19 protein-coding genes and 1 pseudogene are annotated in these 24,466 nt (G+C 45.6%); 7 read left to right on the forward strand and 13 right to left on the reverse strand.

The window, feature by feature from the left end; all coding sequences use genetic code 11:
- Positions 1–4 precede the first annotated feature (4 nt).
- The 3 genes and pseudogenes from QF049_RS18825 to QF049_RS18835 form a co-directional block, all read right to left on the reverse strand.
- Positions 5–736: a hypothetical protein gene (locus tag QF049_RS18825; RefSeq protein WP_307539663.1), complete on the reverse strand. Its 732-nt coding sequence runs from the start codon at positions 734–736 to the stop codon at positions 5–7.
- 394 nt (positions 737–1,130) lie between these two features.
- Positions 1,131–1,457, reverse strand: a pseudogene (locus QF049_RS18830) (Uma2 family endonuclease); the annotation flags it as partial.
- Between the two features lie 25 nt (positions 1,458–1,482).
- Complete coding sequence (locus QF049_RS18835) at positions 1,483–3,804, reverse strand: beta-L-arabinofuranosidase domain-containing protein (RefSeq protein WP_307539665.1); 2,322 nt, start codon at positions 3,802–3,804, stop codon at positions 1,483–1,485.
- A 371-nt stretch (positions 3,805–4,175) separates the two neighbouring features.
- Here QF049_RS18835 and QF049_RS18840 point away from each other — a divergent pair, with 371 nt between their 5' ends.
- Complete coding sequence (locus QF049_RS18840) at positions 4,176–4,940, forward strand: helix-turn-helix transcriptional regulator (protein ID WP_307539667.1); 765 nt, start codon at positions 4,176–4,178, stop codon at positions 4,938–4,940.
- 129 nt (positions 4,941–5,069) lie between these two features.
- The gene (locus QF049_RS18845) at positions 5,070–5,582 is read left to right on the forward strand and encodes a GNAT family N-acetyltransferase (protein WP_307539668.1); all 513 of its coding nucleotides are present in this window, start codon (positions 5,070–5,072) and stop codon (positions 5,580–5,582) included.
- Between the two features lie 138 nt (positions 5,583–5,720).
- On the opposite strand, the gene QF049_RS18850 is transcribed toward QF049_RS18845, so the two are convergent.
- Positions 5,721–6,764: a 2,3-butanediol dehydrogenase gene (locus QF049_RS18850; protein ID WP_307539669.1), complete on the reverse strand. Its 1,044-nt coding sequence runs from the start codon at positions 6,762–6,764 to the stop codon at positions 5,721–5,723.
- Between the two features lie 332 nt (positions 6,765–7,096).
- On the opposite strand from QF049_RS18850, the gene QF049_RS18855 reads away from it, so the two are divergent.
- Entirely contained in the window at positions 7,097–8,008 is a 912-nt protein-coding gene (locus tag QF049_RS18855) for a LysR family transcriptional regulator (RefSeq protein ID WP_307539671.1), read from the forward strand.
- A 114-nt stretch (positions 8,009–8,122) separates the two neighbouring features.
- Here QF049_RS18855 and QF049_RS18860 read toward each other — a convergent pair whose 3' ends face one another.
- On the reverse strand, positions 8,123–9,934 hold the full coding sequence (locus QF049_RS18860) for a methyl-accepting chemotaxis protein (RefSeq protein ID WP_307539673.1): 1,812 nt from the start codon (positions 9,932–9,934) through the stop codon (positions 8,123–8,125).
- A gap of 298 nt (positions 9,935–10,232) precedes the next feature.
- Between QF049_RS18860 and QF049_RS18865 the strand changes: the two genes are divergently transcribed.
- Together QF049_RS18865 and QF049_RS18870 are read left to right on the forward strand one after the other, a co-directional pair.
- Positions 10,233–10,580, forward strand: coding sequence for a winged helix-turn-helix transcriptional regulator (locus tag QF049_RS18865; protein WP_307539674.1), 348 nt, complete (start codon positions 10,233–10,235; stop codon positions 10,578–10,580).
- A gap of 277 nt (positions 10,581–10,857) precedes the next feature.
- Entirely contained in the window at positions 10,858–11,745 is an 888-nt protein-coding gene (locus tag QF049_RS18870; RefSeq protein ID WP_307539677.1) for an SDR family oxidoreductase, read from the forward strand.
- Between the two features lie 599 nt (positions 11,746–12,344).
- Here the strand turns inward: QF049_RS18870 and QF049_RS18880 are convergent.
- The 3 genes from QF049_RS18880 to QF049_RS18890 form a co-directional block, all read right to left on the reverse strand.
- A complete protein-coding gene (locus tag QF049_RS18880) occupies positions 12,345–13,697 on the reverse strand; it encodes an amino acid permease (RefSeq protein ID WP_210109711.1) in 1,353 nt (450 codons plus the stop codon).
- A 138-nt stretch (positions 13,698–13,835) separates the two neighbouring features.
- Positions 13,836–14,093, reverse strand: coding sequence for a hypothetical protein (locus tag QF049_RS18885; RefSeq protein WP_307539680.1), 258 nt, complete (start codon positions 14,091–14,093; stop codon positions 13,836–13,838).
- 192 nt (positions 14,094–14,285) lie between these two features.
- Entirely contained in the window at positions 14,286–14,741 is a 456-nt protein-coding gene (locus QF049_RS18890) for a GNAT family N-acetyltransferase (RefSeq protein ID WP_307539682.1), read from the reverse strand.
- Between the two features lie 181 nt (positions 14,742–14,922).
- Between QF049_RS18890 and QF049_RS18895 the strand changes: the two genes are divergently transcribed.
- Together QF049_RS18895 and QF049_RS18900 are read left to right on the forward strand one after the other, a co-directional pair.
- Positions 14,923–15,498: a GNAT family N-acetyltransferase gene (locus tag QF049_RS18895; protein WP_307539684.1), complete on the forward strand. Its 576-nt coding sequence runs from the start codon at positions 14,923–14,925 to the stop codon at positions 15,496–15,498.
- Positions 15,495–15,842, forward strand: coding sequence for a DUF1801 domain-containing protein (locus tag QF049_RS18900; RefSeq protein ID WP_307539686.1), 348 nt, complete (start codon positions 15,495–15,497; stop codon positions 15,840–15,842). The genes QF049_RS18895 and QF049_RS18900 overlap by 4 nt, the downstream gene beginning before the upstream one ends.
- A gap of 155 nt (positions 15,843–15,997) precedes the next feature.
- Here QF049_RS18900 and QF049_RS18905 read toward each other — a convergent pair whose 3' ends face one another.
- The 5 genes from QF049_RS18905 to QF049_RS18925 all read right to left on the reverse strand — a co-directional run bounded on the left by QF049_RS18905 (position 15,998) and on the right by QF049_RS18925 (position 24,322).
- The gene (locus tag QF049_RS18905; protein ID WP_307539688.1) at positions 15,998–17,269 is read right to left on the reverse strand and encodes a DUF1963 domain-containing protein; all 1,272 of its coding nucleotides are present in this window, start codon (positions 17,267–17,269) and stop codon (positions 15,998–16,000) included.
- Positions 17,270–17,408: 139 nt separating this feature from the next.
- Positions 17,409–18,587: an alanyl-tRNA editing protein gene (locus QF049_RS18910; protein WP_307539690.1), complete on the reverse strand. Its 1,179-nt coding sequence runs from the start codon at positions 18,585–18,587 to the stop codon at positions 17,409–17,411.
- 464 nt (positions 18,588–19,051) lie between these two features.
- The gene (locus tag QF049_RS18915; protein ID WP_307539692.1) at positions 19,052–21,199 is read right to left on the reverse strand and encodes an alpha/beta hydrolase family protein; all 2,148 of its coding nucleotides are present in this window, start codon (positions 21,197–21,199) and stop codon (positions 19,052–19,054) included.
- A 211-nt stretch (positions 21,200–21,410) separates the two neighbouring features.
- Entirely contained in the window at positions 21,411–23,180 is a 1,770-nt protein-coding gene (gene dhaK, locus QF049_RS18920) for a dihydroxyacetone kinase subunit DhaK (RefSeq protein ID WP_307539694.1), read from the reverse strand.
- Positions 23,180–24,322 (reverse strand): glycerol dehydrogenase, encoded by a 1,143-nt coding sequence (locus QF049_RS18925; RefSeq protein WP_017690500.1) that lies wholly within the window; start codon positions 24,320–24,322, stop codon positions 23,180–23,182. Before QF049_RS18925 ends, dhaK begins: the two co-directional genes overlap by 1 nt.
- Between the last annotated feature and the right edge of the window lie 144 nt (positions 24,323–24,466).

Genomic DNA, 24,466 nt, shown 5'->3' on the forward strand with positions numbered 1-24,466 from the left:
CCCCTCACTGTCTGTATAATTTGGTGTGCTTGATTAACTGATCAATCTCCTGCATACAAGGCATCTGTTCAATATCTCCGGCTTCAAAGCTGTCGAGGCGTGAAATCTCCAGTAACAACTGATCCAGCTTGAGCAAAATTTCCTCATTGGTGTGTAATGCATTCTTCACATAAGACAGATAATCGTTGTATACCTTGGTTTTTTCCTGAAAAAGTTTTTGGGGAAGGTTTGAGGATTTGGATTTCATCATGTTGGCATAGTCGGCTTCATCAAATACATTCAACCGGTTCAGCACACTGCGGATGTTGAGATATAGCAACTTCTCCACTTCCAGCGTGACCGATGCGAATTTTTTGTAGCTTAGTTCCCCCGGATCGAACCGCTGATGAAGCACATTCAGGAGTGTTTCTTTCTTCTTTTTCATCCGGCTAAGTTGAGACAGCCCCAGTGTAATATCTTCTTCGAGGACTTTGATGCGTCTATAAAAAGATAAAGCTTCCACATAATCGTCATGCGTTTCAATATGCTTCACGGGCAGGACTATCGGCTGTCTCAACAACAAGGTATAACTGCCATATAAAAGTGCCATTGCACTACCGAACAACAGGGTAACGGATAGCGCAGTTGTGAATGCACCCTCCCCGAAATTCAGCCCGATAAAGCCGGGTGAGAATGCCAGAACATTCACAGCCACAATACCGAAGATTAACCCCATCAATTTTATGTACTTGATCATGTTCAATCATCCGCCCTCCTTTCATGTTATATATTGGTGCTTCATGTCGTTATTTCCCTGTTAAGCTTATTCTTATTGTACATGATGTTAACGCTCTCAGGTGGATATCACTGGATATTTGGATACTCATAATATACGTGGTTTGGGCTTATCCCATTTCATATTTTCAGGGACAACGTGGAACTTGGCAGGAAATGTTGTGGTCAATCCATAAAAAGTGAGTTTTACGAGACAGCAGACTGTGGAGAAGAAATGTTATCAGGTAATACGTGGAAAATAGCTATGCGTGTCATTTTTTATATAAGACTTGTCTGAAAAATAGTAATGCAAAAAGGACGAATCGGAGATCATCCGGTTTCGTCCCTTATGCGTTGGTTCACTTTTTTTGTTTCCTCTACCTGAGCTTGAACAACGAATCCAGCGGAATGTGCAAGTCAGGATATACGACGGAAATAATCGTTTCCTGCTCTGTATACAGATGACGGGTCTGGTAACTGCCCTCCTCCAGCGTGTACACATGGACGGTTTGATTGCCGGGGTCAACAATCCAGTATTCGTTCACACCATATTTCTGATACAAGTTAAATTTATCATTAAAATCTTTTAACGCAGTCGAAGGCGATAACACCTCGATAATTAAAGAAGGTGCACCGTGACAGCCATTTTTAGATATCTGGTCTTTGGAGCACACCACCGATAAATCAGGCTGTACAACTTGATCTGGCTGGTCAACACCATGCCTCTTATTACGAAAAGATGGATTCCGGTTTGCTTCGTGTAGTACGTACCTCTACGACTTTCCCGGCACAGCCATTGTTGCCCTTCGCCTGGAACATCACCTTAACGCTGTCTTTTCCTGATGTAACCGCCTCAGGAATATCATAGGTCACATAGAACACTTCGCCGATTTTGTTCATATGAATTCGCTGCTCGCCAATGACTGCCCCATCCACGGTAATGGTGAATTGTCTCTCATATAACGTACCTTCCCGCTCAAACGGGGAATGATCTCCACCCCAATAGGCCACACATAAATAATTGGTTGCGGCGTGGTCCACTGCCAGTTGATAACTGAAATAAGCTCCACTGATGCCAAAAGCCTCTCGCCACATATGCAACTTCTTACGGCCATCTGTGGTTGAACCGTTGTGATGCTCCCCACGGCAGTTGCTATCCAGTTGATGTCCAATCTCATCCTGCTGACCGTCAGCCTGAACCCTGTCGATGGTGATATCGTTCAACTCTTTCTCGAGCGCATCACCTTCATCGTTAAACGGCCAATACACGGTATAAAATTCATGATGCACATCATAGAACGGAATGAGTTTCACGGCTTCGCCTGTGGAAGTGACATCCTTGCTAAGTTCGAATGTTAACGTGTCTGCATCTACAACCTTGATCCACTCTTGTACTTCCTCCTGCTCCGTCCAGATCACAGGTACGGGTGCGGTCTTGGGATTCAGTGCTGTTTCATCCACAATCGTATCCTCTGGAAGACCCTCGTTTCCCAGTGCACCGGCGAGTACAATCGGGCCGTACAGGAATGCCACCTTGTGGGCATCATCCCGGGAGGTGTACTGGCGAAGTGACATCGGCAGGGTGATTGTGATGACATCGCCCGCAGACCATGTGCGGTCGATGGACAGATAGCCGGGTTCCATCCGTGTATACGGATGTTCCGTATCCCCGTTAACTGTTGCCGTCATTGGCTGTTGCAGCCATGAGGGCACACGTAATCTTAGATGAGCCGAGGCGCTGCCTCCGGTGATCGTCAGGGTCACCTTTTCCGAATAAGGAAAGTCGGTTTCAAGCTTCAGGGATAATCCCTGTGACGCCCAATCCAATTGGGAAGCGATATACAGGTTGACGTACAGGTCTTGTTCATTCTCAAAATAGATGGCCTCGGCATATTTGCCCGGGTTCTCCATGCCTGATCCTGTGCAGCACCACCAAGCAGTATCGTGAGTACCATAGATTTTGTAGTGGCCTTGCAGCGTTGATGCAAAATATGTTTTGTTCCCCGTATCGGGGTCCTGCGTGCCGAGGATGTGATTATAGATGGCGTTTTCATAATAGTCCATGTAGGCACTATCGTGATTCCAGGCGAAGAGTTGCTTGGTAAGTTGCAACATGTTGTGAGTACAACAGCTCTCTCCTGTTTTGATGCCCAGACTCTCCATACCCCTTGCTTCGTAATGCTCCGAGATGCTCGTCGCACCAAATACGTAAGAACGATGATGCACCGTGGTGTTCCAGAAAAACTCTGCCGCTGTCCGGTAACTCTCATGGGTATGGTCCTGATTGTAGATTTCGGCAGCACCGATCACTTTGGGAATCTGAGTATTGGCGTGTCTGCCTTGAAGATCGTCCTGCTTGTGTTCCAAGGGTCTCAGGATCAATTGATGGGTAAACTTATTGGCGATCTCAAGGTATAAGGCTTTGCCGGTAATCCCATACAAATGTGCAAATACTTCATTCATGCCCCCGTGTTCACTTTGAAGCATCGTCTGCATCTGTTCTTCTGTCATCGGGAGCAAACCTTCTACCGCCCAGTCTGCAAATCGAATAACTACCTCAAGCGCCTGTCCGTTCCCAGTGAGTTTATACGCATCAATCAGGCCTCGATAGATTTTGTGCACACTGTACCAGGGAACCCAGTATTCACCGATATTGAATCCACCGATATTCTCTGCTCGAAAAGCCATGTGGAAAGGTTCTTCGGACAAACCGCCGATATATCCGCTCCCTGTGGTCTGCTGGATTCTCGCCAGTTCGGTGACAGCATAATCCAGTCTTTCTTTTAACGTGATATTCCCGGTTGCCTGATATGTCACAGCCAAGGCAGACAGATAATGTCCGAGAGAATGTCCGCTGATGGTACGTGCCTCCCAACCCGCGTATCGTTCTTTTCGGGCAGGCAAACCATGAGCTTCGAAGCAAGGAGCCAGGAATCGATCAATATCCAGCGATAACAGGTAACGCTCCCCCACCTCTTGTGATGTTTGAAACACTCCATTTAACAGATCTACATGTTCCGGTCCCAGAAATCCTTTTTTCGTATCAATCATGACACTCACTCCTTCTCGGGATGTAATAGATAAGTTGAACTAAAGATTATTTACACTAACACTACGATGACAGAATAACCTTCCAATCGCTGTTATCCCCAGATTTTTTTGATCCCCTTTCTCAAGGGAAAATCCAGGGATAAAGGCGAACGCTTCGCTTTTTCAGGTTTTTTCTGTCCTCTCCGTTATCATGTAAATGCTTAGTTCAACTTATATAGATATCCATTCATTCTTAAGGGGTAAAATCCGTGTTCTGTTCCATATGTCCAATACTCAACAATCCACTTCAGAGCTTGAATATCCCCATATTATCAAATAAAATATAATTACATCAGACTCATAATCCAAGAAAAGGTGGATAAATCCGTCCTATGCAAAAGCCACTGGAACATTACCTGTGCGGCAAGTTCATATCCGAAGGCAACTGGAGCCACATGAGACGCAGCATGCCTGTGCATGAGATCATTTTGATGCTGGAAGGTGAGATGTACATTGCGGAAGGAGAGGAACAATATGTAGTTCGTGCCAACGATCTGTTGTTTCTGCGCGCGGGTCGCACCCACTATGGCTACCAAATCAGCGACGCCCCCGTCAGCTTCTACTGGGTTCACTATGATGCCATGTTGGCAGATTTCAACCAGTTTAGGACACATGCCACCATTCAGGTACCTTCCATGGCCAATCAGTTATTCAAGCAATTGCTGCATGTGTCATCCTTCTCACCGGAGGAAGCCGACGCTGCATTGCTATTGTTGTTCAGAGAACTGGAGCGTAATATAGAGGCCGATTATCGCCCGCACAATGCGATTGTGGACCATATCTGCAAGTGGGTCGATATTCATCTGCATACAAACATTACGGTGAGTGAGATTGCGGAGAATTTTAATTTTAACAAAGACTATATTTCCAAAATGGTGAAGCGCGAGAAAGGCACTGGACTCAAAACCTATATCCTCACCGAACGTATTCGCCGTGCGAAACAGCTGCTGCTGAACACCAATGCCAGTGTAAAAGAAATTGCCGGACAGTGTGGCTTCTCCGATTACAAACTATTCCTGCGCATGTTCAAGCAATACGAAGGCAATACGCCAACCGAATATCGCAATCATCTGTATTCCACACAGCTCAATCGCTGATATGCTTTGATCTATAGAAATGACTGAGTTTACTATAGAATATTTGAATCAATCGGATTGAATCCGTTATGGTAAAATGCAAGAAAACGATATTCCATACTTAACCCATAAGAGAAGGGGAATTATTAGATGACAACGGCTGCCGTTACGATTCATCCTGCCACAGAAACGGACCATCCAGAGATTGTAGATATCCTTATTGCAAGTTACGCCGAGTATCGGGAGACTTTTGAGCAAAATGAACGCTGGGAGGCCTACCTAAAAGATATTAGAGAGTCTGTGGTTAATCCGTACCTGACACAATTATGGATCGCCAAGATTGATGATCAGATTGTGGGTACAGTCCAATTATTCGAAACAGCACGCAAGGCTTATCCAGACTTTGAATTACCAATCGATTATCCGTTTATTCGGCTGTTAGGTGTTGATCCAAAATGGAGAGGTCATGGAATCGCCAGAGAATTGCTCCAACAATGCGTGGAATCTGCCAAAGAAATGGGCAAAAATACGGTGTATTTATATACGGGCGGTCAGATGGTCAATGCCATCCGTTTATATGAGCGTTTCGGATTTACAGAGGATGAGGAATTCAGCTCCGAGAGTAGCGGGGGCAAGGCGATCTGTTACCGATATGACTCCTAATGGAGGTTAACAGCAACACGGGATCAGGGAGCAGAGAATGAAATGTAAAAAAGACCGATCATCTTCATGAACGGTCTTTTTTACGTTTATAGATGATCAATCCGTATTGAAATAATACACCACGATTGATTTTTAGCCTTACCCGCCAATCTCCACCAAAATCTTCGCATGGCTCTTGTCGCTCATCAACAGCTCAAGTCCTTCCTGCACGATGTCGTCCAGTTTGATTTTCTTGGTGATGACTTGTTTCACATCGAGCGATCCTTCAGCAATCAATGAAATCACTTCAGGGAAAATGTGGCGATATGCCAGCGTTGCCGTTAGATTCGCTTCCTTGACAAGAAGATCGAAGAAATTCACTTGAAGCGGGTTCGGAATTGCTGCGATGACAACAACTTCTCCACCTTTTTTGACAACCGCAACCGCGCTGTCCATCGTTGGTTGCACACCCGCTGCTTCATAAGCCACATCAATGCCACCCGATTGTTGCAAGATCACCTCGGTTGCATTGACTTTGGCACTGTTTACCGGAATGGCCCCCAGCTTGGCTGCCAAGTCCAAACGTTCCTCAAATACATCGACTGCATAGATTTCAGAGGCTCCTGCTGCTTTGGCAGACAGAATCGTCAATAATCCAATTGGACCAGCTCCGTATACGGCTACCTTATTCCCCACTTTCAGCTTGCTATGACGAACCGCGTGAAAGGCTACTGCGGTAGGCTCAACGAGCGCGCCTTCTTCAAAAGTTACGTTATCCGGTATGGGATGAACCATGTAGGATTCAACAACAACATACTCCGCAAAACCACCATCACCATTCAGTCCAACGAATCCAAATTGAGTACACTGGTTATAACGCCCCTGGATACAGTACTCACATGTTCCACAATGGTACAACGGCTCTACCACGACTCGATCCCCTACACTGATACCGCTTACATTACTCCCCAATTCACTCACGGTTCCTGCAAATTCATGACCCAATGTCAGCGGCGCTTTCTGTCCTGAGAGCGGATGATTCTCACCTTCTTGAATGCCCACACCATGATGATAGGCATGCAAGTCACTGCCGCAGATCCCTGCATATTCCACTTTGATTTTGACCTGACCCGCTTGAGCAACCGGAACCTCCCGTTCTTCCACACGCACGTCTTTATGGGCATACCATACTGCTGCTTTCATGAAGTTCATCCCCTTTATATGATTGTCTATATAAGTTGAACTAGAAATGTTACACCTAATTACGCTGATTGCAGTACCATCTTTCGATCGCTCTTATCCCCAGATTTTCTTCATTCCCTTGATCCAAGGGAAAAATCCGGTGATAAAGGCGCACGCTCTGCTTCTTCAGATTGGTTCTGCACTCTGCGTTTCTGGTGTAAAAGTAAGGTTCTACTTATATAGTAAAGAACTATAAAGCTTGTCTATATATTATATCGCTGTTCATGTATTATTCATATTTATAGATACTAATGTTAACATTAGTTGTATTAATGCTAAACGGAGATGAAATCATGAATCTGGAACAGCTCGAATATGTCGTTGAAATCGCGAAAACGCAGTCATTCTCCGCCGCCTCGGAGCATCTGCATGTTACACAATCGGCGATCAGCCAATCGGTTCATCGTCTGGAGAAAGAATTGGGTATCATCCTGTTCGAACGCTCGCGGCAGGGAACTCACCCCACTCCCGAAGGCAAACAATTCATTGCCAAGGCACTGGACATTTTGCAGCGAATTGATGAACTGAAATCCCTGAACGCAGAAGCCTCTTCTCTTAGCGGAGAGCTTCATGTGGCTACTTTTCCAAGTGTCATGCCCTATCTTGTCCAGTCTGCTGCGGATATGAAGCGTGAGCACCCTCAACTTAACATCTCCATTGAAGAGAAAGGCTCCATGGAAATTATCGAGGATATTCGCAATAACAAAACCCATCTGGGCTTTATCGCGATCTATGCCAAACAATTGCGGGAATTCGATGGACTTCACTTCAGTCCCATGTACTCGGGCAAGCTGGTAGTTGGTACTCATCACCTGTCTGAACTTGCCAAGCACAGCCGTGTTTCACCTGATCAATTAAAAGAACACAAGCTGGCACTCTATCGAGATGGTTTCATCGAAGACTTCATCAGGGAATTCACCTATGATCATGGGTCTCTGTCCATTCTGTTTAAAACAAATAATTCAGAAGCCATCAACATGGTGTTACGAAACGATATTGCCGCCACGATTGGTCACGACTTTTCCTTTTACCAAAATCCATTATGGAAGGAAGGTCTGGTGAAGATGGTAGAAATCGCTGGAATCGATCAACCGAAAATGCAAATTGGCTTCGTGCAGACGGAATCCAAGGAGGCCGCCGTAGCCGCAGAACGATTCGCCCGACGCTTCAGACAGGCGATAGAGCTGGATCATTTAAAAGTTTAAATCTAAAAAAGTGCTCCACCCTTTGAAGGAAGTTTGGGATGAACACCAACTTCTCCAAGAGCGGAACACTTTTCTGACTACCTCTTGCGTTACTATTACTACACCTTACTCAAACTATACTTTCACTTTTTGCACAGCTTCGCTCATCTCATTGGTCTGCTGCTCCAGCATGGTGGAAGTCTGGGCCACCCTGTTGAACATAGCCGACTGTTCACGCATCAAACGATAGATTTCATCCGAATGATCCGACACACCAGCAGATATCTGCGAGATCGTATTGACAGAGGCTGCGGCCTCTTCCGAACCTGCCGAGATTTCCTCTGCCGCAGCGGAGACTTCTTGAATGCGACGAGTCACCAGTTGGAACGCATCAACCACATGGGCGAAAGCTTGCTCCGCTTCTGCGGTAATTGTAACACCTTGTCCAATCTCCTGTGCGGTAACCCCCATCTGTGATCCAATCTGCTGTGATTCTTGTTGAATGCGAAGCAGCAAGTCGGAGATCCGTTCCATAGATGTGCTGGAGGCCTCAGCAAGCTTGCGAACTTCATTCGCCACAACCGCAAAGCCTTTGCCATGTTCTCCTGCATGAGCTGCCTCAATGGATGCATTAAGCGCAAGCAGCTTCGTCTGACTCGCAAAATCACGAACGGTGTGCAGGGCACCACCAATCTCCTGGGAATAGTTGTTCAGCACCTGAACCATCGCTACAACTTCACCTGAGACATGTGAGATGCTCTCCATCTGTGTTTTCATCATTGTCATGCTCTGTTTACCAGACTCTGCTGTAGCAAGCGCACTTGTTGCCGCATCCGATACAATCATGGAGGATTCGGAAATGTCCGTTATGCCTTTTGCAATCTCTTCCATCGCATGCGCGCTATCGCTCGCACCCTGCTTCTGCGTATGCGCCCCTTGTCTAATCTGTTCGACTGACTGATCAACCGTCTTGCTCATTTCAAGCATCTCTTCGGTACTGCGATTAAATTGTTTGGTTGAGTCTGATAAAATATTGGTGGTTACTGCCACGCCTTCAACCATGTTACTCACAATCTTATTCAAGTTACCGGACATATGTATCATCGCTTGATATGTTGTTCCAATCTCATCTTCGCTCCGCAAACGATACGACGTCAGAATTCGGTTAGCTTCTGCAAGCTCACCCTGCGCCATTTTTTCCACACTCGCCTTCAGCGGTTGAAGTGGTCGCAGTCCCCTTACGATAAACCACATGACAACGGCAATACCTATAAGGGTAATTAGTAGCAATAAGGCATAAAAGGGAATACTCGATTTCATAATATCCGATTCAATGCTTCCGATAACCGATACCGCCGTATCAATACCAATTACACCTGTTACAGCGCCATTACTATCGAGCATCGGCGCGTAAGAGGAAATATAGTTGCCATACTCCTCATTGTTAATGATTGAAGAACTGGCTGGTTGCCCCAGCAACAGCTTCTGCACAGCCTCCTGAGGGATATCCGTTACACCATTAATCGGTGAAGCTTTATCCGCATCCTTCATACCGTCCACCATAATAAGCGGGGTACCTTTGTCATCTATTTTGACGAAATACACATACATCGCACCGATACTTACGCGAAAATCATCCAGTTCATCCCGAATCTTCAAGAACGCGTCATTCTCTTTGGGGTCCTTGGCAAACTCGGCATACGATGCTATATCCAGCTGGTTCACATAACTCTGAGCAATTTGGATATTGTAACTCGAAATGGCCCCCTGCGTAGCCAGTTTCATGTTAGCCACCTGTAACAGCATGCTTCCAACGGCTATAATCGTAATAACCAGTGTAACTACTGCAACAATGCGTACAACCAAACGTTTTCTAAAAAAACCGATCATCCGCTCCTCTTCTTCTCCCGTGTATGTCGAATTAGGCAAGAACTCCATTGCTGGCATTAGATTATGTTCAAGTCTGAAAAGGGGAACTCATTCCTGGAAAACCTTTGCTAGATAATGTGTGTATTCGTGTAAAAGTGCCCCTATTGAAGCATCCTCATTTATAATTAACACTGTACTTTCACTTCTTTTTGTTATTCATATTCTTGCCTACTAATCATTCAATTTTTACACGACCTTGTAAGATGTTGTTTTTTTCATAAATGAGTCAGCGGATATACGATTTAAGGCAATAGAGGTGGATTGAATCAACACATGTACGATAATAGGAAATTAAAAGAGGGATGGTGTTTCTCAATTGAAAACTTTTTATTGTGATCTGGAAATTACCTTGGATGTCATTGGCGGAAAGTGGAGACCTCTTATTCTGTATTACTTATTAAAAGGTCCTAAACGGACCGGTGAATTGAAAAGGCTCATGCCAACAATTTCTCAGAAAATGTTAGTCCAGTCATTACGGGAGTTGGAGGGTGATAATCTAGTTATAAGAAAAATGTACAATCAGGTACCACCAAAAGTGGAATATTCAATATCAGAAATGGGTATGTCACTTGAACCCACTCTGCGAGCTCTTTGTGAATGGGGTCAGAATTATGCAGAGAAGACATTGAGCAAGGATGAATATCAGAGAATAAATGTAGAATAGAGTAATTTCAAAAACCAAGTTATTTGTTCTTCGTCCCAATTATCACCTTTTAGTTACTATATAACCTAAAAGTACGTACTATTTTAAAAGTAATACATGGTACATAATGAGACTTGTGACCATGAAGAAAATCAAAGAATAGTAATTCTAATATCCGTTTCAAAATTTAAACCTGGTAAGGAAGGAGCTTTCTGCGACAGTCTATGGTCATACAACTGGTGAACGATCGGAGAAGATTACAGCAGTTTATTAATAAAAGTTCAAAGGGGTTATTAATATGGGTAAAATACTTATTACTGGAGCAACAGGTAATCTCGGCAGCAGGACACTAGAGCTTCTTCTTAAAAAAGTTCCGTCAAGTCAGGTCGCTATATTGGTCCGTGATCCGGAATCTGATAAAGTGGAAAGGTTTGTTAAAGAAGGTGTGGAAGCTCACCAGGGCGACTATTTTGATTATAACTCCCTTCTGCGAGCTTTTAGTGGTGTTGAAAAAGTTATGCTTATTTCCGCACAAGCATTTACTGACCGCAATACGCAACATTTCAATGTGATTGCAGCTGCAAAACAGGCTGGTGTTAAACAAGTGATCTTCACGTCGATCATACGAAGAGAAAATTCAAATCTTGTTGTGCCGGAAGTATCGACGTCCGACTTATTTGCTGAACAAACACTTAAAGCATCCGGATTAGCCTATACCATTCTACGGAATCCACCGTATCTTGAAGTTATGCATTCCTATTTCGGAGATGCGCTTAAAGTTGGCGTGCGAGTACCAGAGGGTTCCGGTAAAGTAGCCGCTGCATCTCTGGATGATTTGGCGGCAGCCAACGTAGCCGTTCTCACCCAAAACGGACACGAAAATAAGTCATATACTCTAAGTGGCAGCGAGGGAAGCTCTTTTGCAGACATCGCTGCAGCCCTCTCGGAGATTAGTGAGATCAATATCCCTTATGAGGCAATTAGCGAAAAAGAATATATAGACACTATGGTAGCGAATGGCTTACCTGTTGTTATGACTGATTTCTTATTAGGTTGGGTGCGAGCAATCAACACTGGAGAATTCTCGGAGACGTCTGGGGATCTTGAACGTCTGATTGGCCGAAAACCAATGACATATAAGGAATTCTTTAAAATCAAATCTCAGTTTTCTAAAGTTGAAGATTGAAAGCTGACATGTTACTAACCTGACTCTAAGAAAAATCAGAGTTATTTGCAAGGAAGACATGTTATGGCACTTAAACAAAAAGAGCGAAGCATAATCCAGTATCGCTTTGGTGATCCCCAATAGGTTCTTCGTGTGGAGTCCACGACTTTTGACTACAAGCTTGCTGAAGGCGATATATTGGTCAGAATTGCAATGAGCGTCATTCATCCGAGTGAGCAGTTAATCGCCGCACAGTACTCCGCCCCTTGGGAAAAGCTACCCTAAGATTAGATATATGTCTAATCTGTAATAGGAACGTGTTAATGTCCATTCTAGCAATCAGTTCTGGTTATAGAACAAAATATATTCGCTCACTTGCTGCTCAACATCCGCTTTTGCTTACTGCTTCATTCAAGTAATTTTCTCAGTCTTTAAATGAGAGAAGATGACTTGATACAGGCATTGTCTAGGCAATTCTCACGCCTAGAGTGACTTCTTAGCATGCCAAGTTGTTTCAGTTTACTGTTGAAGGGCTTAGAAGTGTATAAAATAGGGACTGCTGAAAGCAGTCCCTATTTTACTTATAAAGTTTTCTCATTAATTATGACTACCCAATTATACTAAACTGTCCGTCCATTCATCTTTCTGAATCGAATCAGGGACCAGATGATCAGCACCGCAAGTACGGCAAGACAGATGCTAATGCTGAACCGATTACCTTCATCAAACACAAACATCACCGCAATCACACTGAGACATAGTACCACGACTCCGGTTATATAAGGGAATCCCCAAACTTTGAAGGTCGGTTGAACCGGATATTTCTTCCGCAGTTTCAACTGGGATGAGGCAATACAGATCCACACAAGGATCACGACAAACCCCGGAACTGCGAGCAATACACGGAACAGTTGATCCTGCGCGAACAGGCCAAGCAAGGAACCTCCGAGCAAAACTACTGAGCACACCAGAAGTGTGTTAACAGGGCTACCGTTGCGATTCGTCTTTGACAATGCCTTCGGAGCTTCCCCGCCCACTGCCATGGAGTGCATCATCCGGGATGCACCATAGATCCCTGAATTTGCAGCAGACAGAACTGCCGTCACCAAAATGAAGTTCATTATGTGTGCTGCTCCCGGCAGTCCCGTGGAGGCGAGCACCTGTACAAACGGACTGCTCTCCGGCCCAATTTCATTCCATGGGATAAGACCACAGATGATGAGAATTGGCAAGGTGAAGAACAGAATAATTCTGAGCATGAAATTGCCCACGATTTTGGGCATCACTTTTTCTGCATTCTCCGTCTCGGTCAGGGTCAGACCAATCAGCTCCGATCCCCCATAAGAGAACATGACCACAAGCAGTGCCGAGAAAATCGATGACCATCCGTTCGGGAAGAACCCGCCTGCTTGCGTATAATTTTGCAGATATGGAGTGTTATCACTTGGGATAATGCCAAAGATCAACCCGGCACCCAGGAAGATAAAAATAATGATCATGGCAATTTTGATTCCGGCCAGCCAAAACTCAAATTCCCCGAACACACCTACACTTAACAGATTAACGAGTATAATGAACGCCGCACAAGCCAGACTCAGCATCCACAGCGGTACTTCCGTGAACCAATACTGCAAAAAGCTCCCGGCAGCAATCACCTCAATGACACATACCGATAACCACAGAAAACAGTACATCCATCCCATAACAAAGGAGACTCGGCTACCAAATGCCTCTTGCACGAAGTCTTTCATATTTTTGTTCTTATACACCGTAGCCATCTCTGCCATCGCGGCCATAACCACCAGCAGCAATAATCCGGCAAAAATGTACGTGACAATCACGCCTGGACCTGCGAGTCCAATCGTCTCTGCACTGCCTTTGAAAATTCCCGTTCCAATGACACCACCCATAGCCATAAAACTGATGTGTCTTGGTTTAAGCTTCTTCTGTAGTGTTCCTTCTGTCTGAGCCAATTCAAAGTCCTCCTGATGTAAAAAACGTCTGTAATGCTGTCTTGTTTCATAGACATAATGTCCAGTATACCCTATTGTCCATCAATCAGCCCAGAAGTTCCTTATGGCCAATTCATCCCAAACATATGTGGACATAACCTATGTTTTATACCCCACAATGGCACGGAGCAATCTGTATACAATCCAGGTAAGCAAGATGTACCCTGCCCCATAAATGAACCAAGCGTCCAGGTTGCCTCTCCATGTAGACAGATTACTCGCGATATACAATAAAGGCAGCATAAAAGATATGATCAGCGCTCCCCAAAGTCTAAACCATTTTACAAAAAAACTGCATATGCCAAGCACTACAGCAATGATGGGACATAACACCAAGACAGCAAACAGCGGATTCATATGATCAAACCACCAGTAAATTATGGACAACTCCCTCCTTATTATTCGTCACAAGGTCAAGTTTTTTTAATACTGTATTATTGAGTTTATTCTACTCTTTTTCCAAATTTTAAGATGTACGATATGTTGCAAAATAAATAAAAAACCAGCATCCTGTAAAAAACAGAATTCTGGTTTCTCATGTAAATCCATTTAGATTGTTTTCGTCATAAATACGCTGTTCGGGTCCAATGTATAATCTGCGAATGGTTCGCAATATTGGAATCCGAATTCTTCGTACAACTTCCGTGCCGGGATAAATGAATCCATTGAACCCGTCTCCAGACTGACTCGCTTATAATCTCGTTCTACAGCAAACTCCAGAATGTGAGCCAAAATTTTTCTTGCTACGCCTTTTCTCAAGTGGGCTGAAGCCGTGCGCATCGACTTCAACTCTGCATGCTCTGGATCAAGTTCTTTGATGGCCCCGCAGCCCAATAGATCATCCGCTTCCCAAGCACACCAGAATGTAATTTCAGGTTTCTTAAGCCCATCCAGATTCAACGCATGAATACTCTCCGGAGGCGAATCCGCTGCCATCCCTTGCAAGTGCTCCGCGATCAATGCCTTAACTTGTACTCCACTCAAATCATCCACTTTGATCTCCAAAACGTACCACTCCCGCCGACATTATTATTGGTTCTATCACTGAATGTATATCGATGATTACATCTTACTACCGTGTTAGGTTTCATGACAAGAGCATACTTACATGCACTGAAATGTTCTATTGTGATCCACCTATAATTTCCAGTATGATGAGGCTATCAGATGCCAAAAGGAGAACCCTATGACACTAACAACGGATAACCTGTTTTATAGCACACGATTGAAAATGACACCCCCACGTGCTGAAGACGTGCAGACCATGCTGCACTGGAACGAAGACCCGGAATACCTACGGAATGTGGATACTGATCTGGCTATTCCCTATTCAGAGAAACAGTTGGAAGATGAGGGCGAAACAAAGAACAAGGAAGTGTACTTCAGACTGCGCACGCATGAAGAGGATACACTGATTGGTTTTGTCGTCATTCATAGCATTGAATGGAACAACCGCTGCGGACAGCTTGCCATTGGCATCGGACTTGCCGAACATCGCAACAAGGGATATGGCACGGAGGCGTTGAATCTTATTTTACGATATGCATTCCATGAGATGAATCTGGACCGGGTTGGCCTCGATGTCATCGCCTACAACGCCAAAGCGATTCGCTCCTATGAGAAGGCTGGTTTTCAGTTGGAAGGACGGGCACGCTCCGCTGTATATCGTGATGGTAAACGTTACGACCGCTTAATGATGGGAATCCTAAGACCAGAATGGGAAATACACAATCAGATCCATACGGAGGGTGAACATGCATGACCAAGAATGTAGAAGTTACTGCGTTTATTAAACAGATTCAGATCCCCTGGCAAGTACAGGTCGCTGAACAATTGCGCCAGTTAGTGCATGACACCATCCCTGACGTGCAGGAACGTGTGCAATACAAGAAACCTCATTTTTTGAAAAATGGAAAGTACGCTGCGGTCATCTCTCCATCCAAACAAGCCGTGTCCTTCACCATCTTTCATGCAACCGGACTTGATCTACCCGATGGGATATTTGAAGGCCCGGAAGAACGCAAAACGATCAAGCTCAAGGAAAAAGATACACCGGATTATGAGTGGCTGGCTGGACTGCTGAAGCAGGCATCTGCGGAATTGTAGGAAAATCTGACGTACATTAAAAAGGCATCCCCTGAAGTTCAAGAACTTACGGGATGCCTCTTTATGTCATAGTCTGTATGCTACTGTCTGTCATTACAACCTAAACAGCCCTGTAATATTATAGATAAGTTAATGGCTTATAATTGCTTCCACCATCAAGATTGCTGGTATGATACGGCGGTCATCTGACACGGCTCACATATGAACATGTAATACATACCCTCACCGTATTCCTCAACCTCGCCCCAATCCAGTTGTGCGACAGCCTTCATTCTCGCGGAACAGCTTGGACATGTTGGATACTCTGCATCCTGAACCCATCCTGGATGGCCGCCGACCTGAGATAACGATGGCTCCATCGCCCACTCACTGGCATGGAATGCATGACGCGATGCATTCGCAATCCGAAACTGCTGGCCAACATCCGGTGCAAGTTTACCATAGTCGTCCAGGTCAATCTCGTCCATTTCCGCAGGCATGACATTATGTGAACTCCATAACGGTTCCCCCGCTGCGTCCAACTCCATGTAAACCACACCGTAACTGCTGCATATCACGCAAGTCTGTATCTGAAGTCGGTGGGCATGCCAAGACACCTCCTTCAAAGCGGGATGTTTAACATCCAGATTAATTAAGGTCGTTAACGCACCACCGCACCATGGACAGCAATTGGTGCTCGGAGTTAGCATCGAGAGCGAACCTACGGTTATTGCCACGTTAGTTGCTTCACTCTCTTTTACTTTATAGAGTGAATAACTTGGGGTGATGAATAATTCCCTGCGCTGCCCGTCTTTTGTAAGCTCCCAACCCGCTTCAGTAGTGTAGTGCTCTGGTGCCACGTACAATTTACTCGCCCAAGATGGAGGAGACTGTCTCCACTGCCGGAACTGCTGCACGACAACATCATCTCCGATATGGGCCAGCATGAGCAATATGTGATTCCGATTCTCATCATCGGTGTTCACCTGCTGCAAGAGACGATCACGAGCCTCACCCGAGGCACTTTTATACAAAATGGCAGGATAATAGATTTCCTGTTCCAGCAGCTCAGGAATTTCGGCAGTTAACGATATATCATGGTAGCAGACCAGATATACCAGAATGTCTTTGCCCATATCTTCATCACCTGTACGAATCCGTTGCATCGCGTAATCCTTCATCTGATCTTGTTGCTCTACAGACAAGGATAGATATACCTGTTCCTCGGATTGTTCATAGGGTGTATAACGAATTAGTGGATCGCGAACCTGAGGTTTGTGCATGATTTTCAAAATTTCAACCGGGTCTGTGATATCTGCATACAAGTTCACATCACGTCGATTCGCTTCAATGTACCTCTGGCGCTCCTCGCGCTCCATCTCTTGCTTGCAAGGCATGCAATACCCACTTGTTCTGGCAGCCGTTGCTGGCAAAATGGTATTTGACACCCTTCACGTATACACGGAATTCGTTCTGTCATGTTCCAACCTCCTTCAACTATTGGCAATGGAAAACACGCCACAATGTGACGTGCTTTCCCCCTACTTATATTTCAATACCTGCGTGTCTCATAAAGGAAAATGCGAATCAGTGATGTCCCAGCTGATTCTTGGTGAATTCGTAAAAGGCAAGCGCATCTTCACTGCTGGCAAAGCCCGCCTGAGCCATCTTTTCACTGCCGCCACCTTTGCCATTGTAGGCTCCAAGATTGCCTTTGAAGAAAGGTCCACAAGCCCATTCAGGCGGCTGTCCGTTCTGTGCCAGAACAACTTTGGCCTCTGAGATACTGGCAAAGAGTACAAGGCCTTCATGGTCTGCCGTCAGCTTGGTGGCAAGGCTCTGCATATCCTTGAGCGATTTGTCTTCAAAGACCTGCGCAATCACCAGCCCCTGCCGGGCGGCCAGAAGTTCCTCCGCATAATAGGCATCGTTCGTTGTTTTCACTGCATTCAGCTCAGTTTGCAGCTGTTTTTGCTCCAGCTCCATTTTCTCAATGCGCTCCAATAACTCGTCCTTACTGGTCTTTAATTTAACCATGATGCTGTTGAGCACGTTTTGTGTAGCTGTGAATTCATTCAGCGCCCTTGTTCCACATTTGAAATAAATGCGGGTGCCGCCCTTCACTTTTTCGGTTTTCAACAGTTTGATGATGCCAATCTCGCCTGTCGCCGACACATGGGTTCCGCCGCAGGCGTTATACTCCACACCCTCGATCTCGACGATACGAATGTCTTCCGTTACCGTAGGCTGCTTCACCAGTGGCAATTGTGCTGCCTCTTCTGCTGTAACCCAGGACGTGTTGATGCGAGCGTTACGATAGATCTGGCGATTCACTTCTTGTTCAATGGCGGTCAATTGATTCGCTCCCAGTTCAGGCGCAGCCACATCAATCGTGTCATACTCCGTTCCAAGATGGAAACTGAGCGTCATCGCTTCAGTCAGCTTCAGAGTGATTGCCGATAACAAATGCTGACCCGTATGCTGCTGCATATGATCGAATCTGCGCTCCCAATCCAGCACACACTGTACCTCGTTCTGTTCAGGGGTGCGTTCCAGCTTATGCCACACGTCTCCGTCTTCGATGTTCACATCCAGAACAGCGATGCCGCCAATATGTCCCAGATCACAAGGCTGTCCGCCCCCATGCGGGTAAAAAGCAGTCTCCGCCAGCGTGACATATACGCCGTCTTCCTTGTCCACTTTGCCTGTAATCGTTGTATGCCACTCTCTTGTATAAGCAGAGTCATAATAGATTTTTTGCGTCATTGAATCATCCCGATCCCTTCTCGTTCAAATGGTTTTTTACCGATCTGCACCTAACCTCCAGATTACACTATCTGGAACTGCGAATCCAATTTAAGGCACACAAGATCGCTCCTCCATATCAAAAAGACCACTCTGTAAGCCAAGCTACAGAGCGGTCCCCTTACTTATATCCACGTTTAATGTAACGTTGGATATGGTTTGACCCATGATTACACCGGAATGGAGATTGCAGTTATATTACTTATTATAGACACAAGAGCGAAGCAGACAGAAAGGACCTGAAGAAGCGAAGCGTGCTCCTTTATCCCCGGATTTCTCCCTTCAGGGGGAAAATCATCAAAATCCGGGGATAAGAGAGATCGAAAGGTTTTCTGTCTGTGTAGTTCCTGAGTGTCTAAATCAAGTATGGTCTGCAATCGGAGTGGTCAAGTGTAATCCTAGGTGCATTCCATATCTTTTTCACATTAAACCAAATTCCAAAACAGTGCGGTATTCGCCACCGTAACCATGGTGAACAATAATGTGTTCACAAATGCGGCAAGCCATACATTATTCGTTTTTTCAAACAATTTGCGTGCATACACCGCAGCGATGATGAGACAAGGCACCAGTGCAAAGAGCAAAATGCCATTCAATGCCTGACCTGGATACAACGCCACACCTGTCATAAAGTCTTTTCCGTATTGCACTAGCAACCACAGCACCAACCCGCCAACATTCAGTACCATGGCCAGGAACATACCCCCACGTTTGCCACGTGTATTGGCATTCAGGACAACCGCGCTGACAAAGTAATAAATCAGGAAAAACGGGGTATAACGCAATGCGGTAATGAAGTGTTCACTCTCAAACGTACGGACCGCGAACGTCCAGATCCGGAAATCTGTTCCGAAGATCGCCTGTACTACGAATAACAATGCGTACCCGATGACTACTGCGAGTACTGCGGTTACCAAGCTGGCAATTATCGTGACAGGGTTCAGGCTGATACCATAATCACTGAAACGGGTCCCAGCATCCTTTTTGGAGAAATAGTGGAATGCAAAGGTTACCAGGATCATAATTAAGGCCGATACCAACGCCCAGTACACAATCTGGTTTGTTGTTGGTTCATTGAAATACGAACTTGTAACCACAATCTTATCTGCATAGTTGAAGATGACCCACATTACCAGAGATACGATCGCGAGAAGCACACTGCCCACCGCAATATTGTTTACCCGACGGCTTGCGGTATAGTTGTTTCTTTTGCTTCCAGCCACGACGAATCCAATAATGGCACCAAGCACACTTACGATCAGCAAAACCAGAGCAATGATGCGGAGTACATTCAGTCCGCTCGCCTCTTTATCCATTAAGGTAGGGAACAAGATTGCTGGGATCAATGTGCTGAATGCAATAGCGAGCCAATACATTGTTTTTTGTTTTCCATTGACCGCTGCGGACACGGTTGCAATCTCACCTGTTGCCGCGTTACGCAAGAACGGAAGTCTGAGCAGCAACGTAATCAGCGGAACAAGCATCAGGAAGAACCCGATCAGAGCGACAAAATTAAAGGCTTCCTTAGCCCACCAGATCTGATTACCGGAATCCAGATTCACATTTGTCTGGTTGGGTGAGGTCACACCATTGAATGCATGCGTGTAAAAGTCGATCAAGTGACCGGTCGTTGTTCCCGAGAAATGGTTCCATGGGTGCGTTTGATTCGGCGTAAACATAATGTGTTCACCCGTCTGAGAAGCACGTACCACCTTACCATCCACGGTCAGATCACCGGATGTTACTTCTTTAAATTGGTCCGTCTCGCCTTTTGGCGCATCTGGCGTAAGTCCAAGGAAAGCTTTACCCGAAGCAGTTGCAGCAAAGTCCTTACGAGTTACTGTACCTTGCACTTCTTTCTCTGCCGCTGTTTTTTCTTCATCTGATTTGTTGAAGAAGAATTCGTCATACTTACCTGCAATCATGCCTACAGTCCGGCTGCCATATGCTGCTTGAAGCTGATCTTGAGGTGCAACAGCTGCGGCGTAGGAGAAATCCGAACCAACGGAGATACCTGTATAGATCATGCGGTATCCGGTTTGCAGAGAACTCATCTCATCCATGTACATGGATAGCAATGTTGAGAACCCACCCATGGAATGACCGCTAACTGCGACATAGGCATTGCCTTGCTCATCTTTTTTGGTGAAGTCCTGCTCATAGATATATTTGGCGGCATCAAATTGCGAGTAGATCCAGAACGTGCCAAACAGGTCCTTCACAGGAATATCTGCACTCCAGCGGGAATCGCCGTGGTCGTACATGTCCAGTGCAAGCACGATGTAACCGCGTCGAGACATTTCAATGGCAGGTGCATCCTGCATTTCTTTGGTATTCAGATACCCGTGAGTTGTAATAATAACTGGACGTTTGTCATCTGCACCCGCGCCTTTGGGCATGTAGAGCAGGCCTGACAGTGTTCCGTGCTCAGCTTGGAATTTGATCTCTTTGACCTTCACGGAATAGAAGGACGTATTGAACATTCCGGCAAACAAGCTACCGAAAATAACCAGAACTAGTGATAAAACCAGCAACCCCTGCGGTTTTTTCAAGAATGATGTGACTGTTCTCATAGAAAACTCCTTTAATAAATATAAAATGTTAGATAAATAAATGAACATATGCGTGAAAAAATAAGATATACTCATTGATGTAAATGATAACATGTAAAAATTGACTTAATATGGCCTAAAAAAGGCACACATAAAGACGCCGGACATCCGGCGCCGTTACCTGTGTCAATCACTGCATATCATATTGAATTTTGGATGATTGAAACCAATCTTACTTCATAGACTCAGATAATTCTGTGAAAATAACACCCAGCGCATACGCGCCTGCATCCGGGTAGCCCAGACTACGATCGCCGACGGCACCTGCACGTCCCATACGCGCCACGATGTCTTCGGTTTTCTTCGCACCTTCAACGGCTGCTGCTGCACCTTTGGCAAATGCTGTTTTGAAGTCATCGCCTGACTCCGCACTTTGTGTCCAGGAATCGGCACACGGAACAAGTGCATCGATCAAGGTTTTATCACCTACAACGGCGCCACGTCCGAAGGAACGCTCTCCAGTAGACTGAATCCCTTGCACGGCTGCCTGGATCATCTCAGCGAATTCAGCAACGTTTAATTGCTGTTTATCCCCTACAGCTTTGCCAGCTGCACGGAATGCCGAACCCCAGATCGGGCCGGATGCGCCGCCACAATATTCCATGATGACCAAGGAACATGCATCCAGGAACGATCCAATGTCTTTTTTATCTTCGTTAATGATGTGATTCCATTCGCGTTTCAACTGGCGGAAGCCTTTTGCCACACTCATACCGAAATCGCCATCACCGGCATGGGAATCCAGTTCACAGAACGGTACCTCGTTCTTGATGATGATCTCACCCATCTTATCGATCAGATAGACGACATTGTCCAGTGAAAATTGATTGCCTTTGATTACCGCAGCTGATGCATCCGTCTCCACTTCGTAAGATACGGGAGTGTCTTCACCCACAACAGCCTCCAGCGCTTCGGAATACGCCACTTGTGCTACTGGAGGGCCAGATACTTTAAATGCAGGTGTATCACTTTCCTTGAACAACAGCGTTTTTAGTTCATCATCCAGTTTCAGGATCGTAACCGATGCACCCGCCATATCGATGCTTGTCATGTAGTTGCCTACAAACGTAGTAGCGACCTTCAGACCTGCATGTCCAGCAAGCTCACGCTGAACGGAATTGTTGAGCAGGTAAAGTTCTTGCAGTGGCGTTGCACCAAAACCATTCACGAGCACCGCAATCTCAGCGGATGTATCCTTATCCAGCTTCATATCTGCGAGCAATGCTTCGACCATACGTCCTGCCAATTCATCAGCCGATACGATTTTCTCCCGGCGAATCCCTGGCTCACCATGAATCCCTACGCCGAATTCCATCTCATCTTCAGCAATTTCGAATGTAGGCGTGCCTTTGGCGGGTACGGTACAGGATGTGAATCCAAAACCAATACTGCGCACGTTCTGAGCTGCTTTCTCGGCAACGGATTTCACATCTGCCAGACTGCGGCCTTCTTCCGCTGCTGCTCCGGCAATCTTGTGAACCAGTACAGTGCCGGCAACGCCGCGGCGTCCTACCGTATACAAGCTGTCTTGTACAGCGATGTCATCCTCAACACGCACATATTGTACGTCGATGCCATCTTCTTCAGCCAGATGCGCTGCATTCTTGAAGTTCATCATGTCGCCGCTGTAGTTCTTGATGATCAGAAGTGTTCCCTTATTGCTGGCTGTTGCCTTGATCGCTTGGTATACCTGGATTTGGGAAGGAGATGCGAACACATCTCCACATACGGCTGCATCCAGCATCCCTTTACCCACATAACCTGCGTGAGCCGGTTCATGTCCACTGCCGCCGCCACTGATCAGGCTGACTTTATCAGCCTGGATCTCTCTGCGTTTGATGACTTTATATTTTTTCAGAAATTCAAGCTCCGGGTGTGCAAGCGCAATCCCGTTGCACATTTCCATAACAACATGTTCGGCCTGGTTAATAATTTTCTTCATTATTTTACCTCCCGGCGAGCTGCTTTGTACTCACGACCCATGCGGTCAGCCGCTGCTATGGCAGCAGCCACTTCAGGAACAGTGATTGGGAACGGCATGGCATGAATGGATTCTTCCGGAATACAAGCGATCTCGGCAACTTTCAACAACTCTTCCTGACTAATCGTGTCTACACCGATATCCGCCAAGCTGATCGGTAGTCCCACTTCAAGACAGAAGTCCATGACTTCATGCAACTCTTCGGTTGGTGCATTTTCGAGTACAAGTTGTGCAATCGTACCGAAGGATACTTTTTCACCGTGGAAGAAATGATGTGTTCCCTCCAGAACAGTCAAACCATTGTGGATCGCATGTGCTGCAGCCAGACCGCCACTTTCAAATCCAAGGCCAGACAACAAAATATTCGTCTCAACAATGTTTTCCAGCGCTTGTGTCACGACGTTGCTGTCACTCGCTACTTTTGCTTTTGCACCGTCAGTCAGCAGCATTTCATAACACAGTTTTGCCAGTGCAAGTGCAGCATTTGTACCTACTGCAGATGGTGTGTATCCTTCGCGGGAACCCATTGGCAGACTTGCGTTTACACGGGAATAGGATTTCGCTGTTGCTCTTGCTTCAAAGTATGTAGAGAGCGCATCTCCCATACCGGATACGAGGAAACGTGTTGGTGCATTAGCAATTACCGTTGTATCAACGAGTACCACACTTGGGCTTTGTTTGAAGTAAGCATAGTCATCGAAAGAACCATCCGGTGTATACAATACAGCGGAGTGACTTGTCGGTGCGTCTGTTGCCGCAATCGTTGGGCAGATAATCAGTGCTTCGCCTTCAGCTACACATTTCGCAGCATCGATCGCTTTACCGCCACCAAGACCGATGGTAGAGTCACATCCTTTTTCCTTCGCGATCGCTTGCAGACGAGCAACTTCCTCACGGGAACATTCCCCTTTAAAACCGCTTTCAACAAAAGTAATATTGAATTTCTCTGCTGTTGCATCAAGCTTTGCTTTGACACGCTGTACATCATCCGGATGTGCAATCAGCAAAGCAGATTCTCCGAAGGATTTAACAAAATACCCCAGGTTCAACAACTCGTCTTCGCCTTGTACATATTTGGTTGGGCTGATAAATGCTTTTCTCATAATAATATATGCCTCCTAAGGATATGAAATAGTGTAGTGATTACATCAAATTTTAATTTCTTACAATTGACCTTAATATAACGCATGAGCAGCAGGTTTACAGTGGACTTTGATAACAAATTATTATAATTTACAATCGTAATT

This window comes from Paenibacillus sp. W4I10, assembly GCF_030816325.1.
GTDB classification, from domain to species: Bacteria; Bacillota; Bacilli; order Paenibacillales; family Paenibacillaceae; genus Paenibacillus; species Paenibacillus amylolyticus_B.

Coding starts and splice junctions, on each gene's coding strand:
- QF049_RS18825 (WP_307539663.1), bottom strand. CDS start 736: ATGATCAAGTACATAAAATTGATGGGGTTAATCTTCGGTATTGTGGCT.
- QF049_RS18835 (WP_307539665.1), bottom strand. CDS start 3,804: ATGATTGATACGAAAAAAGGATTTCTGGGACCGGAACATGTAGATCTG.
- QF049_RS18840 (WP_307539667.1), top strand. CDS start 4,176: ATGCAAAAGCCACTGGAACATTACCTGTGCGGCAAGTTCATATCCGAA.
- QF049_RS18845 (WP_307539668.1), top strand. CDS start 5,070: ATGACAACGGCTGCCGTTACGATTCATCCTGCCACAGAAACGGACCAT.
- QF049_RS18850 (WP_307539669.1), bottom strand. CDS start 6,764: ATGAAAGCAGCAGTATGGTATGCCCATAAAGACGTGCGTGTGGAAGAA.
- QF049_RS18855 (WP_307539671.1), top strand. CDS start 7,097: ATGAATCTGGAACAGCTCGAATATGTCGTTGAAATCGCGAAAACGCAG.
- QF049_RS18860 (WP_307539673.1), bottom strand. CDS start 9,934: ATGCCAGCAATGGAGTTCTTGCCTAATTCGACATACACGGGAGAAGAA.
- QF049_RS18870 (WP_307539677.1), top strand. CDS start 10,858: ATGGGTAAAATACTTATTACTGGAGCAACAGGTAATCTCGGCAGCAGG.
- QF049_RS18885 (WP_307539680.1), bottom strand. CDS start 14,093: ATGAATCCGCTGTTTGCTGTCTTGGTGTTATGTCCCATCATTGCTGTA.
- QF049_RS18895 (WP_307539684.1), top strand. CDS start 14,923: ATGACACTAACAACGGATAACCTGTTTTATAGCACACGATTGAAAATG.
- QF049_RS18900 (WP_307539686.1), top strand. CDS start 15,495: ATGACCAAGAATGTAGAAGTTACTGCGTTTATTAAACAGATTCAGATC.
- QF049_RS18910 (WP_307539690.1), bottom strand. CDS start 18,587: ATGACGCAAAAAATCTATTATGACTCTGCTTATACAAGAGAGTGGCAT.
- QF049_RS18915 (WP_307539692.1), bottom strand. CDS start 21,199: ATGAGAACAGTCACATCATTCTTGAAAAAACCGCAGGGGTTGCTGGTT.
- dhaK (WP_307539694.1), bottom strand. CDS start 23,180: ATGAAGAAAATTATTAACCAGGCCGAACATGTTGTTATGGAAATGTGC.
- QF049_RS18925 (WP_017690500.1), bottom strand. CDS start 24,322: ATGAGAAAAGCATTTATCAGCCCAACCAAATATGTACAAGGCGAAGAC.